12 protein-coding genes are annotated in these 17522 nt (G+C 42.2%); 8 read left to right on the top strand and 4 right to left on the bottom strand.

The annotated features are described in order from the left end of the window. Position 1: 1 nt before the first annotated feature. Together ABLB98_RS13025 and ompR are read right to left on the bottom strand one after the other, a co-directional pair. On the bottom strand, positions 2-1465 hold the full coding sequence (locus tag ABLB98_RS13025; protein ID WP_348883390.1) for an ATP-binding protein: 1464 nt from the start codon (positions 1463-1465) through the stop codon (positions 2-4). A gap of 17 nt (positions 1466-1482) precedes the next feature. Beyond that, the gene (gene ompR / locus ABLB98_RS13020; protein ID WP_004657337.1) at positions 1483-2247 is read right to left on the bottom strand and encodes a two-component system response regulator OmpR; all 765 of its coding nucleotides are present in this window, start codon (positions 2245-2247) and stop codon (positions 1483-1485) included. Positions 2248-2586: 339 nt separating this feature from the next. Between ompR and ABLB98_RS13015 the strand changes: the two genes are divergently transcribed. From ABLB98_RS13015 to ABLB98_RS13005, 3 genes are all read left to right on the top strand, one after another. Further along, a complete protein-coding gene (locus tag ABLB98_RS13015) occupies positions 2587-4944 on the top strand; it encodes a Tex family protein (RefSeq protein ID WP_348883389.1) in 2358 nt (785 codons plus the stop codon). A 128-nt stretch (positions 4945-5072) separates the two neighbouring features. Continuing rightward, a complete protein-coding gene (locus tag ABLB98_RS13010; protein ID WP_348883388.1) occupies positions 5073-5780 on the top strand; it encodes an AzlC family ABC transporter permease in 708 nt (235 codons plus the stop codon). Beyond that, positions 5777-6094: an AzlD domain-containing protein gene (locus ABLB98_RS13005; protein WP_208728055.1), complete on the top strand. Its 318-nt coding sequence runs from the start codon at positions 5777-5779 to the stop codon at positions 6092-6094. The genes ABLB98_RS13010 and ABLB98_RS13005 overlap by 4 nt, the downstream gene beginning before the upstream one ends. A gap of 520 nt (positions 6095-6614) precedes the next feature. On the opposite strand, the gene ABLB98_RS13000 is transcribed toward ABLB98_RS13005, so the two are convergent. Beyond that, a complete protein-coding gene (locus tag ABLB98_RS13000) occupies positions 6615-7502 on the bottom strand; it encodes an SDR family NAD(P)-dependent oxidoreductase (protein WP_249570953.1) in 888 nt (295 codons plus the stop codon). A 245-nt stretch (positions 7503-7747) separates the two neighbouring features. Further along, positions 7748-9025: an O-acetylhomoserine aminocarboxypropyltransferase/cysteine synthase family protein gene (locus ABLB98_RS12995; RefSeq protein WP_249570954.1), complete on the bottom strand. Its 1278-nt coding sequence runs from the start codon at positions 9023-9025 to the stop codon at positions 7748-7750. A gap of 297 nt (positions 9026-9322) precedes the next feature. On the opposite strand from ABLB98_RS12995, the gene ettA reads away from it, so the two are divergent. The 5 genes from ettA (at position 9323) to ABLB98_RS12970 (ending at position 17422) form a co-directional block, all read left to right on the top strand. After that, on the top strand, positions 9323-10984 hold the full coding sequence (gene ettA / locus ABLB98_RS12990; RefSeq protein WP_348883387.1) for an energy-dependent translational throttle protein EttA: 1662 nt from the start codon (positions 9323-9325) through the stop codon (positions 10982-10984). A 183-nt stretch (positions 10985-11167) separates the two neighbouring features. Beyond that, on the top strand, positions 11168-11566 hold the full coding sequence (locus ABLB98_RS12985; protein ID WP_205666451.1) for a cation efflux protein, CzcI-like: 399 nt from the start codon (positions 11168-11170) through the stop codon (positions 11564-11566). A 54-nt stretch (positions 11567-11620) separates the two neighbouring features. Beyond that, a complete protein-coding gene (locus ABLB98_RS12980) occupies positions 11621-13039 on the top strand; it encodes a TolC family protein (protein WP_087535954.1) in 1419 nt (472 codons plus the stop codon). Beyond that, on the top strand, positions 13039-14265 hold the full coding sequence (locus tag ABLB98_RS12975) for an efflux RND transporter periplasmic adaptor subunit (protein ID WP_087535955.1): 1227 nt from the start codon (positions 13039-13041) through the stop codon (positions 14263-14265). Before ABLB98_RS12980 ends, ABLB98_RS12975 begins: the two co-directional genes overlap by 1 nt. Then, positions 14255-17422, top strand: coding sequence for a CusA/CzcA family heavy metal efflux RND transporter (locus ABLB98_RS12970; protein WP_348883386.1), 3168 nt, complete (start codon positions 14255-14257; stop codon positions 17420-17422). The genes ABLB98_RS12975 and ABLB98_RS12970 overlap by 11 nt, the downstream gene beginning before the upstream one ends. Positions 17423-17522 lie beyond the last annotated feature (100 nt).

Here is a 17522-nt window from a genome sequence, read left to right as displayed (position 1 = left end):
TCTAAAAATGTCCAGTGATGCTCTGTTTAATTTTATCAATTGCATTCGTTTGAGATTCTTCAAGATTTTCATGGTTGAGTGGAAGTGAAATCACCACTTCTAAACCACCTTGCTCGCGATTGCGAATGCTAATTTGTCCCTGATGAATGTCAACAATACGTTTTACAATGGCTAAGCCGAGGCCACTTCCTTGAATCGTGCGTGCTGAATTACCACGAACAAAGGGTTGCATGAGTTCTTCAACTTGATCTGGTGGAATACCTTCACCATGATCAGCGACGGTAATCAGAATATGATCATCTACATGGCTTGCCGATAATTCAATTGGTTCTGCGCCATAACGTTTGGCGTTGTTGACTAAATTCGCAATCAAACGTTTTAAAGATAGGCTTCGGGCAGGAATGATAGGTAACTCTTGTGCTTCAAAACGAATATCTAAGGGCTTAAATTGTACAGCGACTTCTTGAAGCAATGTATTGATATTGGTTTGTGATAGTTCTTCATCAGATCCATCTCGCATATACGAAATAAATTGATTCAGGATCGCATCCATATCATCTACATCGTAAATTAGACCTTCGCGGAAAAACTCATCTGGGAGCATTTCTGCGGTCAGGCGAATACGCGTCAGTGGCGTACGTAAATCATGTGAAATCCCTGCTAGCATGATTTGTCGATCGCGTTCAGTTTGCTCAAGCGTATATACCATATGGTTGAATGCTTGGTTTACTTGACGTATTTCGAGTGGCCCATGATTGGTATCAAGATAAGGTGCTTTACCAGTTTTACTATAATTGTTGGCAGCATTCTGTAATCGACGTAATGGTCGATTCATTTGTCGGACTAAAATTAAAATAATAATTGAAGAAATAATTGGAACGCCAAAAAGCCATGCTGCAATCAGTTCAACGCTGTAGTTGGTATATGTTTTTAGTGGTTCACGCACCCAGTTGCCATGCATTTCAGGCGTTTGAATCCAAATACGGGGTATTGGTTTGAATTTAAAATATACAGTAACGTTATCAGCGTTATCGACTCCCAGCTCTTTCGCAAGTTTGGTTTCGATTTGGTTGGTAAATAACTCGGCTAAGAATTTATCTTCAATTTTTGGAAATTGTTTGGGGTCAGTGATGTATTCAATACCAATACGGTTTTTAAGCCATGTATCAATATCAACTTCTGTATCACGATGTAAAATACGGATATCTGGATTATTGACTAATTCAAGCTCAATGGCGAGATAACGCGCATGTTGTTGTAATTCTGGTAAATATAAAGTTCGCCAAAAGAACCACAAGGACATAAACAAGCTAAAAACCACCGTGAACAATACCAAGATCGTGGTACGCATGGCCGCAGAACGTGGTTTAATTTTATCTAAAAAACGTTCCCATTTTGTTCGCGGTCTTTCTGAATAAGTCGCGAAATCTGTAAATGCTTGTGGATCAATTGGTTCAAGTTTCAATGAAGAATTTCCTAAGCTTACTCTGCACCATCTGGAACAAATACGTAACCTACACCCCAAACCGTTTGAATATAACGGGCACGCGCAGGATTATCTTCGATTAAACGACGTAAACGAGAGACTTGGACATCAATCGAGCGCTCCATAGCACCCCATTCACGACCACGTGCCAAATTCATCAATTTATCACGAGTTAAAGGTTCGCGAGGATGTTGAACCAAAGCTTTTAATACTGCAAATTCACCTGTCGTTAACGTGACCACCTGACCTTCACGCGTTAAAGTGCGTGTAGAAAGGTCGAGCGACCATGGACCAAAACTTACGACTTCAACTTGTTGACTTGGTGCGCCTGGCACTTCACGGACTTGGCGACGTAAAACAGCACGAATTCGCGCTAATAGCTCATTTGGGTTGAATGGTTTTGGTAAATAATCATCTGCACCCGCTTCAAGACCCGCGATACGGTCAGAATCACTACCACGTGCAGTGAGCATGATAATCGGTGTGTCGATATTAGACTGACGTAAACGACGGCAAATACTTAAACCATCTTCTACTGGGAGCATAAAATCGAGCACGATCAGCGAGAACAATTCACGTTGCAGTAAACGGTCCATTTGTGTCGCGTCATGAGCAGTTTTGACTACAAAACCTTTATCTTCTAAAAATCGTTGCAAAAGCGTACGCAAACGCACATCGTCATCGACCACTAAAATGCGTTCGACTCGGTCTGTCTCATGGTGTACAGTTTCCGTCGATTCGGCAGGTACAACTAAACTCATGATGTGCTCCTTTATCGTTTATTGTCATCGTCTTTATGCAATGCGATTGTGAAATATCAATAGACCTTTGAGTATACGATTCATTGCACAGGTTTGGCTATGTTATAAAGCAACAAATATTGCCAATAAAATCAAGAGATAGATACCAAATGTATACAGGTAAAATTATGACAATCGATCTATTTTTCAATATTTAGGCGAAAAATTCTTAGTATTTTATAAGTATTTATCAATTAGCATAAGCTACTCTAAAAATATTCAAAAAAACAATAGTGGATTTTATAGTCACGGACTTTATAATCAGTGCTTTTAGACTTAACCCTTGTGGAATCAATCACGATGACTGACTTAGTTCAGCAGTTGGCAAATGAACTTGCCGTACGTCCAAACCAAGTAGAAGCTGCTATTCGTTTAATTGATGAAGGCGCTAGCGTTCCTTTTATTGCACGTTACCGTAAAGAAGTCACGCAGGGCTTAGACGATACGCAATTACGCCAACTCGACACGCGTTTAACTTATCTACGTGATTTATACGAGCGTCGTGAAAAGGTGATTCAATCTTTACAAGAACAAGATAAATTAAGTGATGATTTATTGGCGCGTGTGAATGCAGCAGAAACTAAAAATGCATTAGAAGAAATTTATGCACCGTACCGTCCAAAACGTACCAGTAAATCATTTAAGGCAAAAGAAGCTGGTTTAGGTCCAATAGCTGAAAAAATTATTGCTGATCAAGTTGATCCGACTGAGGCATTGGCAGGTTTTAGTCATGAAGATTATCCAGATGTCGAAAGCCAACTTGATGCAATTCAGCACATCTTGATTGATGACTGGGCACAAAATATTGGATTAACCACTGAATTAAAACAAATTTTCTCTAAAACAGCAGTTCTTAAGAGCGCAGTTGCTTCTGAAGAGAAAAAAGAAGTCGGTAAAAAATTCCGTGATTATTTTGAGTTTTCTGAAAACCTAAATAAATTACCTTCGCATCGTTTATTGGCGATGTTACGTGGTCGTCAAGAAAATGTATTGGGTTTAAAAGTAGACGGCGAAGATGATACGCCGTTAGCTCGTATTGAAACTGAATATAATCTTGATCAAATTCAGCCTCAAAGCCGTCAAGATTATTTAAAACAAACTGCAAAATTATTCTGGCTAGGTAAGATTCGTCCGCAAATCGAACATTCGTTATTGACTGATAAGCGTTTATCTGCCGAAGCTGAAGCAATGGATGTATTTGCAGAGAATTTACGTCATTTACTTCTATCTGCACCAGCAGGTGGTCGTGTTACTTTAGGTGTTGATCCTGGTATTCGTACAGGGGTAAAACTGGCAGTGATTAGTGAAGCTGGTGATGTCCTTGCACACAGCACGATCTATCCATTTGCACCGAAAGAAGATAAACAAGGTTCAATTGCTGAGTTAGCTCGTTTATGCCGAGAGTTCCACGTGGAACTTATTGCGATTGGTAATGGTACAGCAAGTCGTGAAACTGAAGCAGTTGTTGCTGAGATGATGGCTGCCAATGCTGATTTAAAACTCACACGTATTACGGTCAGTGAAGCAGGTGCATCGGTTTATTCGGCAAGTGAACTTGCTTCTCAAGAATTACCAGAGCTTGATGTTTCAATTCGTGGCGCGGTTTCAATTGCGCGCCGTTTACAAGATCCATTGGCTGAACTTGTGAAGATTGATCCGAAATCCATTGGTGTGGGTCAATATCAGCATGATGTGAATCAAACTGGTTTAGCAAAAACATTAGATGCTGTGGTTGAAGACTGTGTGAATGCGGTGGGTGTGGATGTGAATACCGCATCTCCAGCGATTTTGGCATATATTGCAGGTTTAAATAAATCGATTGCACAGCAAATCGTTGAATATCGTAAAGAACATGGTCGTTTCGATAACCGTCAAGCCTTAAAAAAAGTGCCACGTTTAGGTGAACGTACTTTTGAACAATCAGCAGGCTTCTTACGTGTTCAAAATGGTTCTGAGCCATTGGATGCATCAGCGGTTCACCCAGAAAGTTATGGCGTGGTTGAAAAGATTGTTGCAGCAAAAGCCACAACAGTAAAAGACATTATTGGTAATACTGAAATTATTCGCCAAGTCAAAGCAGATGAGTTTGTCGATGACAAGTTTGGTTTGCCAACGATTCAAGATATTTTAGCTGAACTTGAAAAGCCTGCTCGTGATCCACGTCCAGAGTTTCGTACTGCCAAGTTCCGTGAAGATATTACGGAAGTTGCGCAACTCACTGAAGGCATGCAGCTCGAAGGTGTAGTGACCAATGTGACCAACTTTGGCGCGTTCGTAGATGTGGGTGTACATCAAGATGGTTTAGTGCATATCTCTGAACTTGCAAATGAATTTGTTTCTGATCCACATAAAGTGGTGAAACCAGGTCAAATTGTGCAAGTACGTGTGATGCAAGTTGATGTGGAACGTAATCGTGTGAACTTAAGTATGCGTGCAGAAGGTTCTGCACCTGCTAAAGCGCCACGCCAACAACAGCGCCCACAGCAAGAACGAACTGAACGTTCAGAGCGTAAGCCTCAAGGTCAACGTCCGCCACGTAAAGAAGGTGACTTTAAGCGTCCACAAAATAACAAGCCAAAAACTGAAAAACCACAAGAGCAAAAAATCGGTGGTTTAGGTGCTTTGTTATTACAAGCAGGGATTAAAGGTTCTAAATAACCTAATTTAATCTACTTACAAAACCTTCCTTCGGGGAGGTTTTTTACATTCAAAATAGATGATTTTTCCACTTTTCATGTTGAACTTTATTATAATTCCTCAGTTCCCAACGCAAACTTGTTGTTCTTATGTCCCCAGATTCTACTGAAAATCTTTCTTCCCCCCAGCATGCTTTTTTACAAGGAGTGATCAAAATACTGCCGCTATGTTTCGCGGTATTGCCGTGGGGCTTGCTGGCAGGCTCAATGGCGATTCAGGCTGGCCTGACCACTGGGCAAGCCATAGGAATGTCTGCATTGGTTTTTGCTGGTGCAGCGCAGTTGATGACACTGGGTTTAGTTATGGCGGGTACACCTGCACTCACCATTATCATTTCAGTATTTTTGATTACCACACAGCATTATTTGTATGCTCTATATTTTCGTGAAGAAATTGCCAGACTGCCATTAAAACAGCGTTTGTTATTTGGTTTTTTGCTGACTGATGAATTGTTTGCTGTTGGTATTCATAAGCGTGAATATTATATTTATTTTTTGCTTGGGGCTGGCAGTTTTTTCTATTTGGCTTGGGTATTGTTTAGTATTGGCGGTATTGTGTTGGCTTCCTCTCTGCCAAATTTAGATCAATATCATCTCGATTTTTCCATTGTTGCAACCTTTGTTGCCATTGTGATTCCCTTTATTAAAAACCTGAATACGTTGGTGGGTGTCCTGGTTTCGGTGCTTTTAACCGTTGTTTTTCTAAGCTTAGGTTTTAAAAGTGCCGCGATCATGGCAGGAGTAATTGGAATGTTTGCGGCAACGTGTTTGCAGAATATTCGGGAGCGTACAGCATGAGTTGGTTTCTCCTGATTATTCTGGCAATTGTGGTGTTTATGAATCGCTATATCTTGCTTGAACCTAATCTTCCTTTGCGTTTACCCAAATGGTTTCAGCAGTCTTTGCAATATTCTGCACCGTGTTTACTGACAGCAATTGCGACTCCGATTGTGTTTATGGATGAGCAGGGGGCATTTCGTTCGACCTTACTGAATCCGTATTTTCTCGCCACGATTTTAACGATTGTAATTGCTTATAAAGTGCGACATACCTTGTTGACGATTATTCTGAGTTTGGCGTGTTTTTATGGATTGGTGTTCTGGTTGAATTAGTTAAATTAAAAGATTGGGAGTATATAGATTATGCTCTAAAATGAGAGCAATTCCTGCAACACCAAAACATTATCTGCCTTTGGTGAGCGTAGATGATCTATGCAAAGTGATAGTGCGAGCTGCAACAGATTCAGGTTTAGTGGGCTAGTCCTTATTAGTTGCCTCAGAGCAGAACATTCTTTTGTCTGAATTGACGAAAATGATTGCTCAACAATTCAATGTCTCTGCACCGAAACAACATGTGCCGCTGACTATTTTACGATTAATTTCGAATTGGACATGATTGGCAAATCAATTAGAAATGTCGGCTGAGATGTTAATTTTTTTGAGGACTGAATAACTGAACTTAAAACTGCTTAAACAATTTAGACAGCGTTAGGCTATCCAGACAGGGGATTTAGCGGATGCCATTACAAAAACAACAGATTGGGTGAAACAAACAACATCCACACAAATTATTTAAATCATAAAAAAACAGCGTATCTAGAGATACGCTGTTTTTAAAATCGGAATCATAAGATTACCAGTGTTCACCTGGGAACAAACGCGCATAGGCACGTTGTACAAGATTTAATTTCTCTTGCTCACCGATAGATGCTGTAGAGCTTGGGAATAAGTTAAATCCGATCGACATCAAAATATTATTTACATCTGGTGCAATCGCATAAGTAATTGATGCGAGACGACCTAAGTTGGTAGCAATCTTTTTCGGACGTTTCACAATCGCATAAGCAATCAAGTCTGCTGCTTGTTCAGGAGAAAGCGTCGGTACATATTTATAGATTTTAGTTGGTGCAATCATTGGGGTACGCACTAACGGCATATAAATCGAAGTGATTGCAATTTTGTGTGAGTGAACCTCAGCAGATAAACAACGGCTAAATGCATCCAGTGCCGCTTTAGACGCTACATAAGCAGAGAAGCGGGTTGCATTTGCAAGTACACCAATCGAACTGATATTGATGATTTGACCGTCTTTACGTTGCATCATGTGTGGCAAGATATTCAATACCAAACGTACTGCACCGAAATAATTTAATTGCATTGTACGTTCGAAATCATGGAAACGATCAACAGACTCATGTACAGCACGACGAATTGAACGACCTGCGTTATTCACTAAAATATCGATGTGATCAACAGCAGCTAAAATTTCTTTTGAAACTGCATCAATTGATTCCATGTCGTTAAGGTCACATGGAAAAACAGAAGCTTTTCCGCCCTCAGCTTCAATCTCAGCTTTGACTTCATCTAATTTTTCTTTAGTACGAGCAAGCAACAAGACATGAGCACCTGCCTGAGCGAGGTATTTTGATACCGTTAAACCAATGCCACTTGATGCACCAGTGACAACAATAGTTTTCCCGTCGACTTTTTGTTGAAAAAGTTTTTTGAGTTTTGCGTTCATGTAAGTTACCTACATTAATCAAGCTGTTGTTTGCAATGCTTTTTTATTGCGATTAAACATTGCACTTTATTTTGTATTAATATTAACCGATATTTTTTGTTTGTCTAGTGTAAATGTTTGAAATTTAATATTTTTTTAGAGTAAAAACTCTAAAAAATAAACCTATAGTTGAAAATGATATTATATTTTTCGAATTTTGCATAGAAAAAAAGCCCTGTGTTAAGGGCCCATTGATTTCATTGAATTTAAACCTGAGCAAGCGCCTGTTCAAGGTCAGCAATCAGGTCATCAATATGCTCAATGCCAATAGACAAGCGCACAAGGTCTTCACTGACCCCTGCCGATTTAAGTTCCTCTGCATTGAGCTGGCGGTGGGTGGTGGTTGCTGGGTGGCAGGCCAGACTTTTGGCATCCCCAATATTGACCAAACGTGTAAACAGTTGTAATGCATCGATAAAACGAGTACCGCCTTCTAAGCCATCTTGTACGCCAAAAGAAAGAATCGCTGAAGGTTTACCTTTCACATACTTTTGTGCCAAATGATGCTGTGGATGGTCACTTAAACCTGCATAATTGACCCATTTTACTTTTGGATGTTGTTTCAAATAATTTGCAACTTTCAGAGCATTCTCCGTATGGCGCTCCATACGAAGGCTTAAAGTTTCTAAGCCTTGTAAGATCAAAAACACACTCAGCGGACTAATCGCAGCCCCTGTATTGCGTAGCGGAACAACGCGTGCACGTGCGATATAAGCAGCTTCACCTAGAACTTCAACATAATTCACGCCGTGATAGCTTGGATCTGGTGTATTCAACGCTTTAAAACGTTCAGGATATTTGCCCCAAGGGAATTTGCCACTATCAATAATGACACCACCAATACTGTTGCCATGTCCGCCAATGTATTTCGTCAGAGAATGAACCACGATATCTGCACCAAATTCAAATGGTTTCAATAAAGCAGGAGTTGCAACAGTATTATCTACAATAACAGGGACACCATATTCATGCGCAATTTTAGAGATTGCTTCTAGGTCGATGATATTCCCAAGAGGGTTTCCGATTGACTCAACAAAGACCAGTTTGGTCTTATCATCAATAATAGAACGTAAAGCTTCGGGATTCTGATAATCAAAGAAACGAACTTCAATCCCTTGTTTCGGCAATGTATGCGCAAATAGGTTATAAGTACCACCGTATAAAGTGGATACAGATGCAATATTGTCACCTGCTTCAGCAATCGTTTGAATCGAATAGGTGATCGCGGCCATACCTGAGGCTAGAGCCAATGCACCAATACCACCTTCAAGCGCTGCGAGGCGTTGTTCGAGTACGGCGGTGGTTGGATTCATAATACGGGTGTAAATATTGCCCTGAACTTTTAAATCGAATAAGTCAGCACCATGTTGTGTATTATCAAATGCATAAGACGTGGTTTGATAAATAGGTACAGCGACAGCCTTTGTAGTGGCTTCTGGTGAATATCCCGCATGAATGGCTAAAGTTTCATCTTTATAGGTCATGATTACATCATCTACGTGAGTTAAATACTGATCGAGTGTAGCCGAAAAGCTATCCAAAATGGTGCATAATTTATGCGATTTATTGCGTTTTTATTCATATAAACAAAATAATAAGCGATTGAAAGCCATGATTCTGTTTTGAAGACAAAATTGTGTAATGTCTTGAAAAAGAAAATCCTTTGATTGGATGAAACAAAGATGATCTTAACTTCATGTTAATCCCGTTTTCAGCGTATAATACGTGCGATTATTTTTCGCTTTTTGCGATTTATTGTTTTTTCAATTGAGGAGTCCTGCGTGGCCCAATATATTTATACGATGAATCGAGTGTCGAAAATGGTTCCGCCGAAGCGCGAAATCTTAAAAGACATCTCTTTATCATTTTTCCCAGGCGCAAAAATTGGTGTGCTTGGTTTGAACGGTGCAGGTAAATCTACCTTACTCCGTATTATGGCTGGCGTAGATAAAGATTTCTCAGGTGAAGCACGTGCACAACCAGGAATCAAAATCGGTTACTTAGAACAAGAGCCGCCATTAGATCCAACCAAAGATGTTCGTGGTAACGTTGAAGATGGTGTACGTGAAGCACTTGATGCTTTAGCGCGTCTTGATCAGGTTTTTGCAGAATATGCTGAGCCTGATGCAGATTTCGATGCGCTTGCAAAAGAGCAGGAAAAATTAGAATCAATCATCCATGCTTGGGATGCACATAATCTGAATAATCAGCTTGAAATTGCTGCAGATGCATTGAATCTTCCAGCTTGGGATGCAGATGTATCATTGCTTTCAGGTGGTGAGCGCCGTCGTGTTGCATTATGTCGTTTGTTGCTGTCTAAGCCAGACATGTTACTTCTTGACGAACCAACGAACCATTTAGATGCTGAATCAGTATCTTGGTTAGAGCGTTTCTTGAAAGATTTCCCTGGTACGATCGTTGCGATTACGCATGACCGTTATTTCCTGGATAACGTGGCTGAGTGGATTCTTGAACTTGACCGTGGCATGGGGATTCCTTATCAAGGTAACTACTCTTCTTGGCTGGAACAAAAGAATGCCCGCCTAGAGCAAGAGAACAAACAAGAAGAATCTTTTGCGAAAGCATTGAAAAAAGAACTTGAATGGGTTCGTTCAAATGCCAAAGGCCAGCAGAAGAAAAACAAAGCGCGTATGGAGCGTTTTGAAGAACTTAACTCACGTGAATTCCAACAGCGTAATGAAACTTCTGAAATCTACATTCCACCTGGCCCACGTTTGGGTAACAAAGTTGTAGAAGTTGAAGGCATCAGTAAATCATTCGATGGTCGCTTACTTTACGAAAACTTAACGTTTACTGTACCTCCTACAGCGATTGTGGGTATCGTGGGTCCAAACGGTGCGGGTAAAACCACGCTATTCCGTATGATGACTGGCGAACAGCAACCTGATACAGGTACGGTGACTTTAGGTGAGTCAGTTAAAGTGGCTTATGTGGGTCAGATCCGTGACACCTTGGATAACAACAAAACCGTTTGGGAAGAAGTTTCTGGTGGTTTGGATATCTTAAAAATCGGTGATTATGAAATTGCATCGCGTGCTTATATTGGTCGCTTTAACTTTAAAGGTCAGGATCAGCAAAAACGCGTAGGTGAATTGTCTGGTGGTGAGCGTAACCGTTTACAACTTGCCAAAATCCTGCAAATGGGCGCAAACGTGATCCTGCTGGATGAGCCATCGAACGACTTGGATATCGAAACTTTACGTGCGCTTGAGGATGCAATTCTTGTATTCCCAGGTACTGTGATGGTGGTATCGCATGACCGTTGGTTCCTTGACCGTATTGCAACGCACATCTTGTCATTTGAGAATGAACAGCCAGAATTCTACACAGGTAACTATGCAGAATACGAAGCATACCGTCAGTCTCGTTTAGGGGACGCAGCAGCAACTAAACGTACAAAGTATAAAAAGATTACAGGTTAATTTCCTGTCTAAAAAAACCAGCTTTCGAGCTGGTTTTTTTATTTTCAGAAATTATAAATACAAATCAAGGATTGTGCGATAAAGCTAAATTTCAGGACGATCTTGTTTTAGTTCGTTTAATGTAATTTTATTACATGTACTTTATTTGCTATAGTGACGCAAATTTTGAACAGTTGGTGTAACGTGCAACGTTCTGCTGTATTTATGACACTCTTGCTGAGTTTGTTCATGTTCCAAAGTTTTTGGAATGTGGCGGCGGCTTTTTGTGCGCATGAACAGCCGACTGAATATCGTACGTTGAATCATTTTGGGCATCATATCCCTGAAAATTTAGATGTTTCTGAAAAACATGCAGTAGTTGCAGATCAAGATGCTTCTGATTTACCCATGCCGTTAAGCTTGCAAGATCATCATGACCATCTGCCATCTTGTTTTCATGTGGTGGTGGCTGAAGTTCAGCAACGTGTAAATGAACCGATGTTGCACAGTCAGGACGTAGAACAAAAATATTACTGGTCCAACTTCTATCAGTCTCCACATCTTTCAGGGCTAAATCCGCCGCCTTTATCAACCCCGCTATAGGTGGGGTAGCCGAAAAATAGCCCACCGCATTCTTATTACTTTGCGGGGCTTTATATGTCTTCTAGTTTAAATCAGCGTATTCATGCAGTTGAGCAGCATACGCGAAAAAATCGTACTCAATTGTCATTGAAGTGGTCAGTGTTGGCACTTGCCTTAAGCACTGCTATTTTGAGTCCATCCATTGCCGCAGAATCTTTACTTGATGCAAATCAGCCTGCAACCAAGGCTGCACAACGTAATCTGAATTTTGAGCAAATCTTGCAGGATGTGAAACAATATCAGGCAGGCACAGGGGTGTGGCAAACGCAGCAAGGAATCGCTGAGGCCAATGTGAAACAAGCCGGGTTATGGTCGAATCCAAGTATTTCTATTCAGCAAACCGACTTTAGGTCAGGCAAAGACAAAGAGTTGGAATTTGGTGTTTCACAAAAATTAGACATTTTTGGTCAACGTCGTGCTGCGGTTAAGCTTGCCGATGTACAAGCATCTCAAGTGGGCCTTAATCAGGAACTCTACAATGCGCAACTTGAGTTAGCAGTTAAATATCTATGGTCGCAAGTCGTGGTGCTAGAGCTGGAACATGATGTGGTTCAGGCACAGTTAAAAACCAGTCAGGACACTTTGGATGCAACTCGCTTAAGACTCAAAGCGGGCAGCATTGCGCAGGTCGATTTAGATCGTACCTTGATGGCGCATATTGAAAATCAACGGTTGTTTCAACAAACCGAACTCTCTTTAGCCACTGCAAAGCGTCAATTGGCAAATCTGTGGGGCAGTACCGATAACCGCTTCTCTACTCAGGCAAGCAATGTCTGGCCACAACAAAATGATTTGCAAGATTATTTGCAGAACAATTTATTTGAGCGTGCTATTCAACTCGATATCGTGCGTCAAAAAGCCAATATCGATTATTTAAAAGTATCCAACCGACCAAATCCAACCGTCAATTTAGGCATGGTGCAAAGTAAAAGCGCAGAAACCAATTCGACCGATAACAAGTTCCGAGTGGGTATCGATATCCCGTTGAATATTTTTAATCGTCAACAGTATTCATTGCGAATTGCCAATGCCAAACAAGATTTACTGGTCAAACAGCAACAGTTTTACAAGCAGCAGAACTTGAATGCGATTCAGACCTTAACAGCAGAGTTGGCGGGATTGAAACAACAGTTCGATCTCGTCAATCAACGACAAATTCCATTGTCTGAAACGGTACAAGAGAAAATGTTGCTCGGTTTCAAAGTCGGTAAATATGCCATTACCGATGTGCAGCAAGCCACCATGCAATTGCAGGATCAACGTTTAAATAAAGTGCAGTTACTCAAGAGTGCATGGCAAAAGCAAATTGATGCAGAAAGTTTAGCACTAGGAATTGAGCTGAGTATGGTGAGTTCAAGTGATGCCTTAAATCAGATTAATCAAACCCTCTGGAAAGATACCAATAACCTTCCCGCTGTAGTAGGAGCAGAATAATGTCGACAAATAAATCTAAAAAGCAGTGGTTCTGGGTCATTCTGGTTATTGCCGTTGGCTTAGTCCTGAGCGCGTTATTATTTTTCACGGGCAAGAACAAAGCCAGCAGTGATGCAGCAGCTGATAGTCATGGCGAAGGTGAGGAAGGACATACAGAAGGTGAGGCTGGGCAGGCGGAAAGTGAGGAAGGTAGCTTAAATCTCAGCCCAAAACAGATGACTGAATATGGGGTTAAGCTGGCTCAGGTTGGTGTGGGTGAAGTCGGACAGCAATTTGCTTACCCAGCAAAACTGGTGACCAATACTGATCAGCAAGCGCATGTTTCAGCAACCTTTGCTGGGCGTGTGGAAAGTGTTAATGCGGTACTTGACCAACAAGTCAAGAAAGGGCAAGTTTTAGCCACTCTATTTATCCCTGATCTGGTAGATCAGCAGGCTAATTTAAGTATTGCACAAGAAGCTTTAACCCTTGCACAGCAAGATTATCAACGTGAAAAACAACTTTGGGAACAAGGGGTTTCTGCACGTCAGGATTATCAACGTGCCTACAATGCCTATCGTCAGGCACAGATTCAGGTACAAGCTGCACGTAGCCGCTTATCTGCCTTGGGTGCATCTAGTGGTAGTCAGGGTCGCTATGTCTTGACTGCACCTTTAAGCGGTGTGGTGAGTCTGAAAGATATTGTGGTGGGAGAGCAAATTACCGCAGATAAGCAGTTATTTGTGATTGATCAGCTGGATCAACTCTGGATTGAGTTTATTTTACCAAGCGTCAATAACATCAATGTCCAACCGGATCAGCAGATCGAGTTTAAGTCGCTGCAAACCAATAATAGCTTTAAAGCACAAATCCAGACTTTGACCACCGCAGCAGATACGCAGACAGGTCGTTTGCAGGTGCGGGCCAAAGTGTTAACTCCAGCCAAAGAACTTCGACCTAATTTGATGGTAAACGTGTTATTAGATGGTACGGACAAGAAGCCTGTGCTTCGTGTTGCCAAAGGGGCGATTCAGCAGATCGAGGGTAAAGCCACGGTTTTTGTCGCTAAGCAAGAGAAAGACCAAATGCATTTCACTCCAACACCTGTACAACTGGGTAATTACTCAAGTGATGGGCAGTGGGTGGAAATCCAATCGGGTCTGACTGAAAAGCAACAATATGTCAGTCAAGGCAGTTTCCTTTTGAAATCTGAGATCGAGAAGGGAGAGGCTGAGCATGGACACTAAAGATAAGTTGCAGCTTCCTCCCGCGGAAGGTCTGTTTGATCGGATTATTCAGTTTTCAATCTGCAATGCGATTTGGGTCATGCTGTTTGTGGTGGCATGGATCGGGGTCGGTATTTATAGCTACCAAAAACTGTCGATTGATGCCGTACCTGACATTACTAACGTGCAGGTGCAGATTAACAGTCAGGCGGGAGGATTCACTGCCCCTGAGGTTGAACAACGGATTACTTATCCGATTGAAAATGCCATGTCGGGTATTCCGAACTTGGAACAAACCCGTTCCATCTCCCGTTACGGCTTGTCCCAAGTCACGGTGATCTTTAAAGATGGTACCGATATCTATTGGGCGCGTCAGCTGATTAACCAGCGCTTACAGGAAGCCAAGAGTGCTTTGCCTGATGATATTGATCCACAAATGTCACCGATTTCAACTGGTCTAGGCGAGATCTATCAATGGGTGATCAAAGCTGAACCGAATGCCAAAAAGGCCGATGGTACGCCTTATCAGGCCATGGACCTGCGTGAAATTCAGGACTGGATTGTTCGTCCTCAATTACAACGTGTGCCGGGTGTTGCTGAAATCAATACCATTGGGGGATATAACAAGACCTATGTGGTTTCTCCAGACCTGAAACGTTTGCAACAACTGCAAATTCCGTTAACCGATTTGCAAACTGTACTCACTGAAAATAATGAAAACCGCGGTGCGGGTTTTATTGAAGAAAATGGACAACAGCTGACGGTACGTATTCCGGGGATGTTGAAAACCGTACAAGACATTGAGAATGTCACGGTCAGCACCAAGAATGGTTTGCCGATCCGTGTTGCCGATGTTGCAACAGTTTCGATTGGACATGATCTGAGAACAGGGGGTGCCACCTATAACGGTGAAGAAACCGTACTGGGTATCGCGATGATGATGATGGGTGAGAACAGTAAATCCATCGCTCAAGCACTCGACAGCAAAATGCAGGAAATCAAACGTTCATTACCTGAAGGGGTGGTGGTCGAAACGGTATATAACCGCAGTAACTTGGTTGATAAAGCCATTAAGACGGTGGCGAAAAACCTGATCGAAGGTGCAATCTTGGTGATTGTGATCCTGTTTGTGTTCTTAGGTAACTTCCGTGCGGCATTGATTACTGCCTGTATTATTCCTTTATCTATGCTGTTTACCCTGACAGGGATGGCGGAGCAAAAAATCAGTGCCAACCTGATGAGTTTAGGCGCATTGGACTTTGGGATTATCGTCGATGGTGCGGTGGTGATTGTCGAAAACTGTATCCGACGGCTGGCAGAGGCTCAACACCATAAAGGTCGACTCCTGACCCGTTCCGAACGCTTTACCGAAGTCTTCTTGGCGGCAAAACAGGCAAGACGTCCGCTGATTTTTGGACAAATCATCATTATGGTGGTGTATTTGCCAATCTTTGCACTGGCAGGTGTAGAAGCGAAAATGTTCCATCCAATGGCAATGACCGTGGTCTTGGCCTTGATCGGTGCCATTATTTTATCGGTGACTTTCGTCCCTGCTGCGGTGGCATTATTTGTTACCGGTGAGGTCAAAGAGAAAGAAAGCCGTTGGATGGCGGCATTAAAAAGCGGTTATAAATCCTTGCTGGATAAAGCCTATGCTTTCCGCTATGTGGTGGTGGCCGGTGCAGTGACTATTTTGATACTCACCGCTGCGATTGGTTCGCGTGTCGGTAGTGAGTTTGCGCCACAACTGAGTGAAGGTGACTTTGCTTTACAGTTGATGCGTGCACCAAGTACAGGAATTGAAGAATCACTGAAGATTCAGGAAAGTGTTGAGAAGCAATTACTCGCAGAGTTTCCAGAAATCAAGGCGATCTTTGCCCGTACAGGTACGGCCGAAGTGGCAACGGATGTGATGCCCCCTAATATTTCTGATGCAATCGTTTTGTTAAAGCCGCGTGATCAATGGCCAGATAAATCGGAAACCATTGACGAGCTTCGAACCAAAATGTTGGCCTATGTTGAGAAAATTCCAGGCAACAACAGTGAGTTTTCTCAGCCGATTGAATTACGTTTCAACGAACTGATTTCAGGCGTACGTAGTGATATTGGGGTGAAAATTTTTGGTGATGATATGCAGGTTCTGAACCAAGAAGCAGAAAAAGTCGCGCAAACCTTGAGAACGATTACTGGTGCAAGTGAAGTCAAAGTCGAGCAGACTGATGGCTTACCTTTGCTCAATGTCGATATCGATCACGCACTGGCTGCACAATATGGTTTATCGGTGAAATCCATTCAGGATTTGGTTGCTGCCAGTATTGGTGGACAAAGTGTTGGGCAGATTTTACAGGGTGACCGTCGTTTTGATTTTGTGGTGCGTTTGGATGATGGGATGCGTACGCCGCAGCAATTGGCGATGTTACCGATTCAACTACCGAATGGTGGTTTGATCAAACTGCAAGACGTGGCAAAAGTGGAGAATATTTTAGGCTTGGCGCAAGTCAGCCGTGAAAATGGCAAGCGCCGTGTTGTAGTCACCACCAACGTACGCGACCGTGATTTGGGCTCATTTGTGGGTGAAATGCAGCAGAAATTATCTCAGCAAAAATTACCAAGCGGTTATTGGCTTGGTTATGGCGGTCAGTTTGAAAATCTGGCCTCGGCAAAAGCCAGAATGCAGATTGTGGTGCCATTGGCATTGCTGATGATCTTTGTTCTGTTGATGGCGGTGTTTAATAACTTTAAAGAAAGCTTGCTGGTATTTAGTGGCGTGCCATTTGCGTTGTCAGGTGGATTAGTCGCACTTTGGTTGCGAGATATCCCCTTGTCGATGTCAGCAGGTGTTGGGTTCATTGCGCTCTCTGGTGTCGCAGTACTCAACGGTTTAGTGATGCTGAGTTTCATCAAAGAGCTGCGTGAGCAGTTTAATGTACATAAAGCGACATGGCAGGGTGCGATTCTCCGACTACGCCCCGTTCTGATGACGGCCTTTGTGGCATCACTGGGCTTTATTCCGATGGCGATTGCCACAGGTACAGGCGCGGAGGTACAACGTCCATTGGCAACAGTGGTGATTGGTGGGATTATTTCTTCCACTTTACTGACATTGCTGATTTTGCCTGTGGTCTATCGTTGGATGAATGAAGGTAAAGAGGCAAAAAGTCAGGAAACCGCAATCTAATCCATTTATGTTATCTTCTTAATTAAGCATTTTATTAAGAAGAATCTGAACCGATCAAAGCATGATTCATGCTTTGGTCGACTGTGGGGCTGAACAGTCT

Source organism: Acinetobacter yuyunsongii (genome assembly GCF_041021915.1).
Classification (GTDB): domain Bacteria; phylum Pseudomonadota; class Gammaproteobacteria; order Pseudomonadales; family Moraxellaceae; genus Acinetobacter.
This window is presented reverse-complemented; position numbering and strand designations above follow the sequence as displayed.

Excerpts from the sequence above, each read along its gene's own strand:
- ompR (WP_004657337.1), bottom strand. The coding sequence starts at position 2,247 with ATGAGTTTAGTTGTACCTGCCGAATCGACGGAAACTGTACACCATGAG.
- ABLB98_RS13015 (WP_348883389.1), top strand. The coding sequence starts at position 2,587 with ATGACTGACTTAGTTCAGCAGTTGGCAAATGAACTTGCCGTACGTCCA.
- ABLB98_RS13010 (WP_348883388.1), top strand. The coding sequence starts at position 5,073 with ATGTCCCCAGATTCTACTGAAAATCTTTCTTCCCCCCAGCATGCTTTT.
- ABLB98_RS13005 (WP_208728055.1), top strand. The coding sequence starts at position 5,777 with ATGAGTTGGTTTCTCCTGATTATTCTGGCAATTGTGGTGTTTATGAAT.
- ABLB98_RS13000 (WP_249570953.1), bottom strand. The coding sequence starts at position 7,502 with ATGAACGCAAAACTCAAAAAACTTTTTCAACAAAAAGTCGACGGGAAA.
- ABLB98_RS12995 (WP_249570954.1), bottom strand. The coding sequence starts at position 9,025 with ATGACCTATAAAGATGAAACTTTAGCCATTCATGCGGGATATTCACCA.
- ABLB98_RS12980 (WP_087535954.1), top strand. The coding sequence starts at position 11,621 with ATGTCTTCTAGTTTAAATCAGCGTATTCATGCAGTTGAGCAGCATACG.
- ABLB98_RS12975 (WP_087535955.1), top strand. The coding sequence starts at position 13,039 with ATGTCGACAAATAAATCTAAAAAGCAGTGGTTCTGGGTCATTCTGGTT.
- ABLB98_RS12970 (WP_348883386.1), top strand. The coding sequence starts at position 14,255 with ATGGACACTAAAGATAAGTTGCAGCTTCCTCCCGCGGAAGGTCTGTTT.